Here is a 12,924-nt window from a genome sequence, read left to right as displayed (position 1 = left end):
GGGCTGCCGGATTACCCGGCAGCCTTTTTTAATGAGATACGCTACCCGATCAGGAGATACCCGGTTTTAGGTGGTGGACAAAAGCAGAGGAGGAGGAGGAGAAGAAAAGACCCATTCTTCCTCCGGTAATTGGCGAGATGACAGTTCCTTCCACGGCCCAGGTATCTTCTTTTCCATTCCGGCTTATTTTTCTTCTGGGGCTGGTTACGGCCATTGGTCCGTTGGCAACAGATATGTATCTGCCTGCTTTTCCTTCGGTCGAGCATGATCTGGGGGGCGGAGCCGGGTCTGCGCAGTTTACGTTGGGTGCGTGGTTTTTGGGGCTGGCGTTTGGTCAGTTTTCGCAAGGCCCTCTTTCGGACCGGTTCGGGCGTAAGGGACCTCTGGTTGTGGGGCTTGGTGTGTACGGGCTGGCATCCGCCGGGTGTGCCCTTGTAAGCAGTTACCACTTGTTCTGCCTGTTTCGTTTTATTGGTGCTTTTGGTGGGTCAGCCTGCGCCGTTATTCCGCGTGCGATTGTGCGGGATGTGGCAACAGGCAAAAAGGGTGCGCATATTATGGCGCAACTGACACTGGTTTTTGGTGTTATGCCCGTTCTTGCTCCGGGTCTGGGGAGCCTTGTTTTAAAAATTGGTGACTGGCGGTGGATGTTCTGGATCGGCACGGTTTATGCCGTAGCCGCCATTGTGGGTGTAGTGGTCATGCTGCCCGATACGCTGGCGGTTGCAAGGCGTATTCGTTTTCGTCCAGTGGAAATACTCTGGCGTTACCAGAGTATTCTGCGCGAACCTGTCTTTTTTTCTAACGCACTGATCACGACTTTTTCCACATTTGTCATGTTCGCCTATCTGGGCAGTGCGCCTGTTCTATTTGAGCAGACATTACATTTTTCGGCCGGGGCATTTGGTCTTTTCTTTGGTGCTAATGCCGCTGCTTTTATTCTGGGCACCCAGATCAACGGACGGCTGATCCACCGCGTATCCATGCCTGCCCTGCTTGAAGGGGCTATAGTGTGGGCCTTTGCACTTGGGTGTGTGTTTGTGGCTCTGGCATTGGCTGGCGTGGTGGGGGTGGCCCATCCATGGCTGACCTGCTGCTTTATTGTGGGCATGACCGGTGCTCTGGGGTTTATTGGCCCCAATGGCACGGTCATGTCTTTTTCCCGGCATGGGCACCATGCGGGCAGTGCCTCTGCCCTGTTGGGCACCATGCAGTTCAGTTTTGGGTCGTTAAGCAGTGTTCTGGTGGGTCTGCTACCCGGAGGGGGCGCTATTCCTACAGCCGTGGGGATGATGACCGGAGTGGTGGGGATGGCCATAGGCGACATTCTGCGCCGCCGAACCTCCTACCAGCATGATGCTGAGGACTAGAACGCGGCGTTATTTGGTTTTTTGGACCTGACTGTCATCCTGTTTGCCATAAACAGCCTGAGCCTGTGGCGTAATGGTATGGCCATTATCCGTACGCATGGGGCCTGCGGAGCCTCCGCCATCGTACATGGGGGGGAGTACTTCGTAATGGTCTTCGGGTTTTGGCGGAGTGTCTGGCTTTTTTATGCCTGCGGCTTCCTGTGCAGCTTCCAGTTTTTCCTGCCGCTCAACATCTCTTTGCGCCGCACGCGCTTCAGCCGGTGCGGCCTCGGGTAAAAAACGACCGGGCCGTTCGGGGGGGAGATCAATATTGTCTCCCTCAATCATATGGTGGCAGCCTGTCAGCAATGGTGCCAGCAGGAGCAGACTGCCAAAATAAGCGCTGTTTTTTTTTCCCAGAAGCATGGGCAAATCCGAGGCAGAGGGAAAAAAGCGTCAATCAGCCTTTAATACGGCGGGCTTCATCTGGCAGCATAACGGGAATGCCATCAAGAATGGGGAAGGCAAGCCCGGCTTTTTCGCTGATCAGTTCATTGGTCTGCGCATTAAAAACCAGCGGACCTTTGGTCACAGGGCAGACCAGAATGGATAGAAGGCGCGGATCAAGCGGTGCTGTATCGGACATAAAACGGTTCCCACATCATATAGTCAGGAAGGAGGGCCTTCCTGTTCCGGACCGGACAGGTCTAGCAGTGTTTGCAGGACCCGCACACGGTCTGTCAGATTTTCTGCATCCAGCAATGCCTGTTTTTCCGCCGGAGGGAAAGGACAGATCATGGGTAAAGTGACCAGAAGCAGGCTGTCATCCATCTGTTCTATCAAGGACCAGCGGGCATTCAGCCCTTTTTTTTGAAAATAACTCTTGAGCGAGTTCAAAAGCTGGGCCCGGTCAAATGGTTCAGATGGAATTTCGTTCAGGTCCCCCGCATAGGAGGACACATCAATACGCGCAACCCGGTAACCACGGCGCAGCCCCGTCTCGCGCAGCAGGCGGAAGCGGAGCAGGCCGGTCAGGGTCATGGCGTAAGTACCGTCGGCCCGTTCGGTCATGGAGGTCAGGCGGCCAAGGCAACCAATGGTATAAAGGGGCGGTGCCTCGTTCTCTTCGTCCTCATCCTCCTGCCAGCGCGGCTGGATCAGGCCGATCAGCCGGTGGGTGGCCAGAGCATCTTCCACCAGTGCAATGTAACGGGGTTCAAACACATTCAGCGGTAGCTTGCCTCTGGGCAGAAGCAGCACACCGCTGAGCGGAAACAGCCCCACCTCTGGCGGAATATCCGCCAAAGTCATGTCCCCCAGCCGTGGAATACGGCGGGGAACATCGTCCTCATCAACAAAAGGGGGAACTGTGCGGGGCAAGGGACGGGTCAGGAGAAAAGAAGGGAGGAAAGGCGACGGCGGGAGACTGCGGTAGCCGGGTCTTCGTTCCCCCATGCCTCAAAAAAGCGCAGGAGTTGCTGGCGGGCCGCACCGTCTTTCCAGCCCCGGTCTACTTTAATGATGTGGAGCAGTTCGTTTGCGGCTTCCTCACGTTTACCTGCCGCGTTCAGGGCCGTGGCCAGTTCGCAGCGGGCTTCGTAATCCTCGGGGTTGGCATCCAGCCTTGCGCGAATGCCTTCCATGGCTTCGGCAGCCTGACGGCCTTCCTTCTTCAGTTCAAGGGCCGCGCGGGCTCCGGCCACTTCGGGGGCATCGGTAATTTTTTCTGGCACATCGGCCAGTGCTGCTTCTGCGGCGTCTTCATCATCAAGGGCCAGCATGGCGCGGATCAGCCCCCCCCAGGCCTTGGGGTTTTCGGGTTCTTCGCCAATCACGGTGGAGTACATGGCCGCAGCTTCCGCCGGGCGGCCTGTCTCCATGGCCACATCGGCTTCGTGCAACTGTTCTGATGCGGGCAGAACCCCACCCCCGCTGGCCTTGAGCAGGGTTTCCACAAACTTTTTTACTTCGCTTTCGGGCAGGGCGCCTTGGAACATGTCCAGAATCTGCCCTTTCCAGAACGCTGCCACCAGCGGAATGGACTGGAGCGGCAGGCCAGCCTGTGCCAGTTGGCCTGCCAGTGCGCGGTTGGCCTCGATATCAATTTTAACCAGCCGGACCTTACCTTTGGCGGCGGTCACAACTTTTTCCAAAATGGGGGTCAACTGCTTGCACGGGCCGCACCATTCCGCCCAGAAATCCACCAGAACTGGCACGTCCCGGCTGGCGTCCATAACGTCGTGCATAAAGCTTGCCTGCGTGCCGTCGGTAATAACCGCTGCTGCACCCGTGCCGCCAAAACTGTTGCTAGGGCTCGGGGCTGGCTGACCGATCAGATGCTCCATCTGGTTTTGTTCCTCAAATTTCTGTCACGCAGGCAAAAAGGCGCCTACCGTGCTTTTGGCCACAGTACATCACTTGTGTCTGTAAATGGTCAATCATGCCTGCAAGCGCAATGGTCAGAATAGCGGGGCAGGCCATTTTGCATGGCGGCGGCCTTTGGTGTGTTTCATGCATTGCATAGGGATGGATTAAAGCGCCATAATAGAGGACAAAACAGGAACGGCGGCAAAGAGCTCTTTATGACAAAATCAGGTCTTCCCGGTCAGCACAGCATTCGGGTGCGTGGGGCACGTGTTCATAACCTGAAGAATGTTGATATCGATATCCCCCGTGACCGGCTGACCGTCGTGACCGGGCTTTCGGGGTCGGGCAAATCTTCCTTGGCGTTTGATACCATCTATGCCGAAGGTCAGCGCCGTTATGTGGAGAGCCTGTCCGCCTATGCCCGCCAGTTTTTGGAACTTATGGGCAAGCCGGATGTGGACTCCATAGAGGGCCTGTCTCCCGCTATTTCCATTGAGCAGAAAACCACCTCTAAAAATCCGCGCTCCACCGTTGGCACGGTAACCGAGATTTATGACTATATGCGCCTGCTCTGGGCGCGGGCGGGTGTACCCTATTCCCCCGCCACCGGCCTGCCTATTGAGGCGCAGACAGTCACCCAGATGGTGGACCGTGTGCTGGCCATGCCCGAGGGCACGCGGCTTATGCTGCTCTCCCCCGTTATTCGTGATCGCAAGGGGGAATACCGCAAGGAACTGGCCGAACTCCAGCGCAAGGGTTTTACCCGCGTGCGCGTGGATGGAACGTTGTACGAAATTGCGGACGTGCCAAGTCTGAACCGTAAACTCCGCCATACGGTGGAAGTGGTTGTGGACCGTGTGGTGGTCAAACCCGGTGTGCAGACCCGTCTGGCTGATAGCTTTGAAACCGCTCTGGCTCTGAGTGACGGCATTGTCTATGCCGAGGAAGTGCTGAAGAATGAAGACCGTGAACCGGAAAAACTTGTGTTCTCATCACATTTTTCCTGTCCAGTCAGCGGCTTTACACTGGAGGAGATAGAACCCCGCCTGTTCTCCTTCAATGCGCCACAAGGTGCCTGCCCGGCCTGTGATGGTCTGGGGGTGGAAACATTCTTCAACCCGGTTCTGGTTGTGCCCGATATTTCTCTCTCCCTTGCAAAAGGGGCCATTGCACCGTGGAAGGATGCCAAATCCCCCCTGCTGGAGCAGACGCTGCAAAGCCTGACACAGCATTTTGGTGTGAGTATGGATACCCCATGGCGTGACCTGCCAGAGGAAGCCCAGAACGGTATTTTATACGGGGTGGCCGACGATATAAGCTTTACCTATCACGATGGCAAAAAGAGCTACGTGGTAGAGCGGCCCTTTGAAGGGGTTCTGAGTAGCCTGCAAAAAAGGCTGGCCAATACGGATAGTGCATGGGTTAAGGAAGAACTCTCCCGCTACCAGTCGGAAAAAGCCTGCCATGTCTGCCATGGCGCGCGCCTGCGGCCGGAGGCCCTGTCTGTTCGTGTGGCGGACAAGACTATTGCGCAGGCCTGTGACCTGTCCATTGGCCATGCGCTGGACTGGTTTGACACGGTCATGCCAACCCTTACCCCCCAGCGGGCGGAAATTGCCCGGCGTATTCTGCGTGAAATTCTCGAACGTCTGAAGTTTCTGGATGATGTGGGGCTGGACTACCTGACCCTCTCGCGCGGTTCGGCCACCCTGTCGGGGGGGGAGAGCCAGCGTATCCGTCTGGCCAGCCAGATCGGTTCTGGGCTTACGGGTGTGCTGTATGTGCTGGATGAGCCCTCCATTGGTTTGCACCAGCGCGATAACGCCCGCCTGCTGGGAACGCTGGAACGTTTGAAAAACCTTGGGAACACACTCATCGTTGTCGAACATGATGAGGACGCCATAAGGAGTGCGGACTGGCTGGTGGATATGGGGCCTGCCGCGGGTGTTAATGGTGGTCAGGTTGTGGCACAGGGCACACCGGAGCAGGTCGCCAAAAACCCGGAGAGTCTGACTGGTGCTTACCTGTCTGGCCGTAAACGTATTGAGGTACCACAACAGCGCAGACCCGTGAACAAAAAGCGGATGCTTACGGTGGAAGGGGCGTCGGGTCATAATCTTAAAGACGTAACCGCGCATTTTCCGCTTGGTACGTTCACCTGCGTGACCGGGGTTTCGGGTAGTGGCAAATCCACACTGGTGATTGATACGTTATACAAAGCGCTTTCGCGCCAGCTTATGGGGTCGGCTACCTCACCCGAGCCGTATAAAAAAATCAAAGGCATGGAGCAGCTCGACAAGATTATTGATATTGATCAGTCCCCCATTGGTCGCACCCCCCGCTCCAACCCCGCAACCTATACAGACCTGTTTACCCCCATCCGGGACTGGTTTGCCGAACTGCCAGAGAGCAAGGCACGCGGTTACAAGGCGGGTCGTTTTTCCTTTAACGTTAAAGGTGGACGGTGCGAGGCCTGCCAGGGCGATGGGGTGCTTAAAATAGAAATGCACTTTCTCCCCGATGTGTTTGTCACCTGCGATGCCTGCAAAGGTGCCCGCTATAACCGCGAGACACTGGATATCCGCTTCAGGGGCAAGACCATAGCCGATGTTCTGGCCATGAGTGTGGATGAGGCGTATCCGCTCTTTTCCGCCCAGAACAGGATCAGGGACCGGTTGGCCATTTTGCAAAAAGTAGGTCTGGGGTATGTCTCTTTGGGGCAGCAGGCGACCACTCTTTCGGGGGGGGAGGCGCAGCGCATCAAACTGTCCAAGGAACTGGCGCGTAGGGCTACGGGCAGAACCGTATATATTCTGGACGAGCCCACAACCGGGTTACATACGGATGATGTCCGAAAACTTCTGGAAGTTTTGCATGCCCTAGTTGATCAGGGGAACACGGTTATTGTGATCGAGCATAATCTGGAAGTGATCAAAACAGCGGACTGGATTATTGATGTGGGTCCAGAAGGGGGCGATGGTGGTGGCACCATTGTGGCTGAAGGCACGCCAGAAACCATTGCCGCGTGTAAAAAAAGCTACACGGGGCAGTTCCTTGCACCACTTCTGGCGCAGTCATAATGCAAAAAGTATGGCTGGCAGGTCTATTTTTGGGAGTTATGGCAGTTTCCCCACTGCCAGCACAGGCCCAGTGCCTGAAAATCCCCAAGAGTGTTCTGTTTGAAAAACTGACATGGACCGAAATTGCACAGGATATATCGTGTGGTTTTACAACCATAATTGTACCCATTGGCGGTACGGAGCAGAGTGGTCCGTACATAGCTGTTGGCAAACATAATAGTCGTGTGCAGTTTCAGGCTGAAAAAATAGCACGTCAGTCAGGTAAAACGCTGGTGGCTCCTGTCGTAGCGTATGTGCCGGAGGGGGGGACTGCTCCGCGCACGTCGCATATGCGTTTTCCCGGCACCATTACCTTACCGCCCGATGTGTTTGAAAGAATGCTGGTTTCTGTAGCAGACAGTTTTCGGGTGCAGGGTTTCAGGCTGGTGGTTCTGATTGGTGACCATGGAGGCTACCAGAAAGATCTGGAAAAACTGGCAGCCCAGCTAAATGTCCGTTGGCAGGCCACGGGTGTGCGTGTGCTGTATGTGCGTGATTATTACAACGTGATCCCCCACCAGTACAGCGAATGGCTCAGGCAGAATGGCTACCGGCTGGACGTGGGGCAGCACGCGGATATAGGCGATACATCGCTCATGCTGGCGGTTGATCCTTCCATGGTTCGGGAGGAGGCGCTCCGCCACGCGCCCAATCCGTCCATCGCGCAGGGTATTTATGGAGGAGACCCACGGCGGGCTACGTCTACACTGGGGCAGCCGGGCCTGTCGATGCAGGTAGATGCCGCAGTGAAAGCCATTGATGATGCGCGAAGCAAATAAATATATAAAATAATTTTTCTATAATAATAAATGGAAGATTTTAACCGCTCCCGAATAGACGTTATTTATTCCGCATGATAAATGCGAAGCCTCATTAAGGGTTAGAGTGATAACAGGCACAGAAGGGTCTGGGTTATGGGTTTTAAGCAGTATCTGGTTGCAGCAGTTGCCATTGCCGGTATGAGTGCCGGCAGTGTGGCGGGTTGGGCGCAGGATGTTGGCACACCTTCCGCTGTGGGTGCGCCAGAAGCACCTCTTGTTCAGACCATTCCCGGTATGCCCGCAGTCCCCAACCCCAGCAACCTATATAGCGAAACAGGGGTCGGCCACATTGCGCCCGACGTCGCACAGGACCCTGCGCGGGTGTATGTGCCTAACCTGCGGTCGAATGATGTGTATGTGATCGACCCGGCCACCAACAAGGTGGTGGATCGTTTTCCCGTTGGTAAAAGCCCCCAGCATGTTGTGCCGTCATGGGACCTGCGGACCCTGTGGGTGACCAACAATGCCGAAGGCACCATCCATGGCAGCCTGACCCCGATTGACCCGCGCACGGCCCGCCCCGGCCCGTCCATTGCGGTGGATGACCCCTACAACATGTATTTCACCCCCGATGGCAAGTCCGCCATTGTGGTGGCCGAAGCCCGCAAACGTCTGGACTTCCGTGACCCGCATAGCATGCAGTTGCAGCAGTCCATTGATGTGCCTGAGTGCAAGGGCGTCAACCATGCCGATTTTTCCATAGATGGGCGTTACGCCATTTTCACCTGCGAATTTGGTGGCCATCTGGTCAAGGTGGATATGGTTGACAAAAAGGTGCTTGGCTATCTCAAGCTGTCCAGCGGTGGCATGCCGCAGGATATTCTGGTCTCCCCCGATGGTAAAACCTTCTACGTTGCCGACATGATGGCCGATGGCGTGTTTTTGGTGGATGGAGACACATTCCGCGAGACGGGCTTTATCCGCACGGGGTTGGGCGCGCATGGCCTGTACCCCAGCCGCGATGGCACAAAAATGTATGTGGCCAACCGTGGCTCCCACCTGATTCACGGCCGCCCCCACAGTAAGGGGGGTGGGGTTTCGGTCATTGACTTTGCAACCAACAAGGTTGTGGCTACATGGCTTATTCCCGGTGGTGGCAGCCCGGACATGGGCAATGTCAGCGCGGATGGCAAAGCTTTGTGGCTGTCTGGCCGGTTTGATGATGTTGTTTACCGGATTAACACCGATGACGGGACCATGATCAGCATTCCCGTGGGGCAGGAACCGCATGGCCTGACCGTATGGCCGCAGCCGGGCCGGTACTCCATTGGTCACACAGGTATTCTACGCTAAATAGCTGGCGGGTTTTCTGGACGGATCAAAAGCCTTTCCTCATAATGGAGGAAAGGCTTTTTTTATGGCTGCATGGGAGTAGCGTGGTGGACGAGCAGACAAATCAGGCTTTGCAAAAGCTTTCCCCCGAACGTGCTCTTTCCGCGGAGCAGCAGGCATTGTGCAGAACTGTTGTCAGGTTCTGTCAGGAGCATGTTGTTCATGGGAATGCGGTTTTTGTGATTGAGGGCGATGCTGGAACGGGAAAAAGCATTGTCATCAATAAAATTTTCAATGAAATCCAGAAAATTTCCCGAGAAGGAACAGAGTCAGATCCTCTGTCGGGAACAAAAAATTACCTGCTGGTCAATCATCCCGAGATGATGAAACTTTATAGGAATATCTCAGAAAACTCATCATATGTGAAAAAGAAGGATTATGAGCGGCCCACAACCTTTATCAATACCATGCACAAAACCGGACAGATTGCGGATATTGTGCTGGTGGATGAGGCCCATCTACTTTTAACAAAATCCGATAAATACAACAGGTTTGCGCAGGATAACCATCTGGAGGAAATTCTTAAATGCGCAAAGGTTGTGGTTCTTGTTTTTGACGACAAGCAGGTTCTCAAGTTTAAAAGCCACTGGACAAAAAGTGCCCTTGCATCGGTTCTGGCGCAAAAAGAGGTTCAGACCTACCAGCTTACAAACCAGTTCCGTATGCATGCCAGTGCAGAAACCTGTTTGTGGATAGAAGAGTTTTGCAGGAAAAACGTCTTGCCTCTCCCCAAAGATCCCTCTTTTGATATCAGGTTTTTTGAGGATGCACAGGCTATGTATGATCTGGTCCGGCGCAAGAACGCGGAATGTGGGCTTTCACGCATGGTGGCAACCTATGATTACCCTTACCGGCTGGATGGCAGGGAGCATTTTGTAACCGAAGGGCGGTTCCACCTGCGGTGGGACATGGCAAAGCCGGAGGCCCGTCTGCCATGGGCCGAGCGGGCCGATACAATAGATGAGGTAGGGTCCGTATACACCGTGCAGGGGTTTGACCTGAATTACGTCGGGCTGCTTCTTGGCCCTTCCGTGCGGTATGATGCCGCCGCCAGGACCCTTGTGCTTGACCCCACCCGGTATGAGGATGGCGCAGCTTTTGCTGGTCGCAACGGCCTTGCCCAGCCCGAACAGACCATGGAGCGGATCATGCTCAACGCGATCAATGTGCTTATGACGCGCGCGGTCCGGGGGCTGTATATTTATGCGCACGACCCCGCGTTAAGGGCGCGCCTTGGAGGGGAGTAGCCCCGGGCATGGAGGACGATCCAAGGGGGGACAGGTCGTTTATGGCATGGCAGCTTTGCTATGACGGCAGGCTTGAAGCACGCAAAACAGCCATATTTCGCTCAGGTGGCGGGCATGTTGGCACTAAAATTTTCATACAGAACTTGTTCTGTCCTCATTCTGGTGCCAACTGAAAGATAATCATACAGGCTTACCCTACAGATCGGACATTTCCCCCATGTTTATCGAAACCGAAGGCACTCCCAACCCCGCAACGCTCAAGTTCCTGCCCGGTCAGGCCGTGGTGGGGGATGCGGGCACCATAGACTTTATTGATGCCGACGCCGTGGCCGGGCGCTCGGTTCTGGCCGAAGCCCTGTTTGCCCTGCCCGGTGTTGCCCGCGTGTTTTTGGGGAATGATTTTGTCTCCGTCACCAAGGCCGATACTGCGGATTGGGAGGAACTGCGCCCGCTGGTGCTGTCTGCCCTGATGGACCATTTTGTGGCGGGTCTGCCGGTTGTAGCCGAAGGTGTGGCTGTTCTTGAGGACGAGATCGCTCCCGAGGACGCGGAGATTGTCGTCCAGATCAAGGAACTGCTGGATACACGCGTGCGCCCCGCAGTTGCGGGAGATGGTGGGGATATTGTTTTTCGCGGGTATCGCAACGGTATTGTGCGCCTGACCATGCAGGGTGCGTGCTCTGGCTGCCCCTCCTCGCGCGCAACGCTCAAGCATGGGGTGGAAAACATGCTCAAGCATTATGTGCCAGAGGTTGTCTCGGTCGAGCAGGTGGATTGAGCAGCCTGCTCAAAGGCGGCACTTTTCGGGGCGCAACACTTGCCTTAAAGGTGTAAGGCAACGCGCCAGAGAACCTTGGCGCAGCAGGAGGCAGGACGGAACATGTTGGACGCAAGTGGGTTAGAACTGCTGTTTACAAAGGCGCGAACCCCCCTGCGCTGGACGACCCGTACTGTGGAGGAGGACCTGTTGCGCCAGATGTATGATCTGGTGCGTATGGGCCCGACCTCGGGTAACTGCTGCCCTGCCCGCATTGTTTTTATTACCGGCACAGCAGGGCGGGAAAAACTGCGGCCCGCCCTGTCCGCTGGGAACGTCAACCGGGTTATGGGCGCACCGGTTATTGCCATTATTGCCCATGATCCGCTGTTTTTTGAACAACTTCCCAAGCTTAGTCCTGGGGAGGAACTGCGCTCGTGGTTTGCCGCAGACGTTGGCCTGTCGGAGGAAACCGCGTTCCGTAATGGCACCTTGCAGGGCGCTTACATGATTATGGCCGCCCGTGCCCTTGGGCTGGACGCCCTGCCCGTTTCCGGTTTTGACCAGTCTGTGGTGGAAGACGCTTTTCTGGCGGAGTGGGGCTGGCGCGCCAACTTCCTGCTCTGCCTTGGGTATGGAGACTTCGCAGGGCAGCCAGAACGTGCACCCCGCCTTGAGTTCGATCAGGCCTGCCGGATTGTAGACTAGTGGTACAGCGCATTCTGGTGATCGATGGTAGCCCGGCAGGAGATAACGCCTGCGGCACAGCAGCCTGTGTAGCCAGTACGGATGGTCAGTTGCAGGTTGTTGCCTGCATGCAGGAGGCAGGCAAGCAGGCGGCGGAAGGGGTTAGCCTGCTGGCGGCAAAGGTTTTGCAACAGGCAGGCTGGTCACGCGCGCAGGGCACGGCACCCGATCTGGTTGTTGTTGTGGTCGGCCCGGGGTCTTTTACCGGCCTGCGGGCATCCTGTGCTGCGGCAGCAGGCTATGCCGTGGGCGTGGGTTGCCCGGTGGTCGGGGTCACACGGGCCGAGGCACTGGCCCCGGAGCTGGATGCCGCTCTTGCCGCCCAGCCAGAGCCAATGGCTGGCTGGCTGGTGGTGACCGCTGCCCGGCGTGGCCGTGTGTTTGTGGAGGGTAGGCAGGGCGTGCAGGCGGCCACCATAGCGGACTGGTCCGCCCCAAAGGGCACATGGCTGGTAGCGGGTGAATCCCGCGCGGAACTGGCTTTTCCCTCCGCCGTTCTGTGTCCGCTCACTCACCCTGATGTCATGCAGATTACCGCCGCCGCATTGCGCCGGGTGAGTGGGGCATTGCCCGCGCGTGCGGCACTCCCAGTTTATGTGGACCCGCCAGAGGCCAAACTGCCAGCCAACGGGTTACGGGCCGCCCCCGTATAATGGCCTTTGTGCAAATGCAGTGTGTGGGAGCAAGCCATGCGCAGGTGCTGGCCAGTTTGCACGCGCAGTGCTTTGCTGCGCAGGAGCACTGGAATACCGCTGCCATGGCCAGCCTTATGGGGTCGGCTGGTGTGTGTGCCGGTCTTGTTCTGGCGGATGGGCAGCCCGCGGGCTTTGTAATGCTGCGTTGCGTTGCGGGGGAGGCGGAAATTCTGACCCTGTGTGTCTTACCCGAACACAGGCGGCAGGGGCTGGCCGCGCAACTGGTTGCATGGAGCCTTGCCCGCGCTCGCGCACAAAAAGCCGAGATGGTTTTTCTGGAAGTATCTGTTGGCAATAGCGCTGCGCAAAAGCTGTACGCGCAGGCGAGGTTCGAGCCCAAAGGCCAGCGCCGCGCCTATTACCCTGATGGGTCTGATGCGCTTGTGCTTGGGCGTACGTCAGAGGGGGCCGCGTAAGGGGGCCATGCCGCAGGTGCTACGGCATGGCTGTATTTATCTGGCGTAAACGACCGGGCGGGTTCTGGCCTGTA

13 protein-coding genes are annotated in these 12,924 nt (G+C 56.5%); 9 read left to right on the top strand and 4 right to left on the bottom strand.

Annotation, left to right across the window (positions count from 1 at the left end):
- Window positions 1-137 precede the first annotated feature (137 nt).
- Window positions 138-1,370, top strand: coding sequence for a multidrug effflux MFS transporter (locus GOB86_RS04370; protein WP_165991161.1), 1,233 nt, complete (start codon window positions 138-140; stop codon window positions 1,368-1,370).
- Between the two features lie 9 nt (window positions 1,371-1,379).
- Here the strand turns inward: GOB86_RS04370 and GOB86_RS04365 are convergent, their stop codons facing one another.
- The 4 genes from GOB86_RS04365 to GOB86_RS04350 all read right to left on the bottom strand — a co-directional run bounded on the left by GOB86_RS04365 (window position 1,380) and on the right by GOB86_RS04350 (window position 3,694).
- Window positions 1,380-1,775: a hypothetical protein gene (locus GOB86_RS04365; RefSeq protein WP_165991160.1), complete on the bottom strand. Its 396-nt coding sequence runs from the start codon at window positions 1,773-1,775 to the stop codon at window positions 1,380-1,382.
- A 34-nt stretch (window positions 1,776-1,809) separates the two neighbouring features.
- On the bottom strand, window positions 1,810-1,995 hold the full coding sequence (locus GOB86_RS04360) for a Trm112 family protein (RefSeq protein ID WP_165991159.1): 186 nt from the start codon (window positions 1,993-1,995) through the stop codon (window positions 1,810-1,812).
- 23 nt (window positions 1,996-2,018) lie between these two features.
- Window positions 2,019-2,660 carry an LON peptidase substrate-binding domain-containing protein gene (locus GOB86_RS04355; protein ID WP_194301082.1) on the bottom strand — a complete coding sequence of 214 codons (642 nt, stop codon included), beginning with the start codon at window positions 2,658-2,660 and terminating at the stop codon, window positions 2,019-2,021.
- Window positions 2,661-2,737: 77 nt separating this feature from the next.
- Window positions 2,738-3,694 (bottom strand): tetratricopeptide repeat protein, encoded by a 957-nt coding sequence (locus GOB86_RS04350; protein WP_165991157.1) that lies wholly within the window; start codon window positions 3,692-3,694, stop codon window positions 2,738-2,740.
- 237 nt (window positions 3,695-3,931) lie between these two features.
- Between GOB86_RS04350 and uvrA the strand changes: the two genes are divergently transcribed.
- The 8 genes from uvrA (at window position 3,932) to GOB86_RS04310 (ending at window position 12,850) form a co-directional block, all read left to right on the top strand.
- Entirely contained in the window at window positions 3,932-6,796 is a 2,865-nt protein-coding gene (gene uvrA, locus GOB86_RS04345; protein WP_165991156.1) for an excinuclease ABC subunit UvrA, read from the top strand.
- 38 nt (window positions 6,797-6,834) lie between these two features.
- Window positions 6,835-7,614, top strand: a complete 780-nt coding sequence (locus GOB86_RS04340) for a creatininase family protein (RefSeq protein WP_242012494.1) — start codon at window positions 6,835-6,837, stop codon at window positions 7,612-7,614.
- A 135-nt stretch (window positions 7,615-7,749) separates the two neighbouring features.
- A complete protein-coding gene (locus GOB86_RS04335) occupies window positions 7,750-8,949 on the top strand; it encodes a YncE family protein (protein ID WP_165991154.1) in 1,200 nt (399 codons plus the stop codon).
- Between the two features lie 44 nt (window positions 8,950-8,993).
- Window positions 8,994-10,235 (top strand): DUF2075 domain-containing protein, encoded by a 1,242-nt coding sequence (locus GOB86_RS04330; RefSeq protein WP_165991153.1) that lies wholly within the window; start codon window positions 8,994-8,996, stop codon window positions 10,233-10,235.
- A 217-nt stretch (window positions 10,236-10,452) separates the two neighbouring features.
- A complete protein-coding gene (locus tag GOB86_RS04325; protein ID WP_165991152.1) occupies window positions 10,453-11,013 on the top strand; it encodes a NifU family protein in 561 nt (186 codons plus the stop codon).
- A 102-nt stretch (window positions 11,014-11,115) separates the two neighbouring features.
- The gene (locus GOB86_RS04320) at window positions 11,116-11,700 is read left to right on the top strand and encodes a malonic semialdehyde reductase (RefSeq protein ID WP_165991151.1); all 585 of its coding nucleotides are present in this window, start codon (window positions 11,116-11,118) and stop codon (window positions 11,698-11,700) included.
- Window positions 11,700-12,392 carry a tRNA (adenosine(37)-N6)-threonylcarbamoyltransferase complex dimerization subunit type 1 TsaB gene (gene tsaB, locus GOB86_RS04315; protein ID WP_165991150.1) on the top strand — a complete coding sequence of 231 codons (693 nt, stop codon included), beginning with the start codon at window positions 11,700-11,702 and terminating at the stop codon, window positions 12,390-12,392. The genes GOB86_RS04320 and tsaB overlap by 1 nt, the downstream gene beginning before the upstream one ends.
- Window positions 12,392-12,850 (top strand): GNAT family N-acetyltransferase, encoded by a 459-nt coding sequence (locus tag GOB86_RS04310; RefSeq protein WP_242012493.1) that lies wholly within the window; start codon window positions 12,392-12,394, stop codon window positions 12,848-12,850. The genes tsaB and GOB86_RS04310 overlap by 1 nt, the downstream gene beginning before the upstream one ends.
- Window positions 12,851-12,924 lie beyond the last annotated feature (74 nt).

This window comes from Acetobacter lambici, assembly GCF_011516885.1.
GTDB classification, from domain to species: Bacteria; Pseudomonadota; Alphaproteobacteria; order Acetobacterales; family Acetobacteraceae; genus Acetobacter; species Acetobacter lambici.
This window is presented reverse-complemented; position numbering and strand designations above follow the sequence as displayed.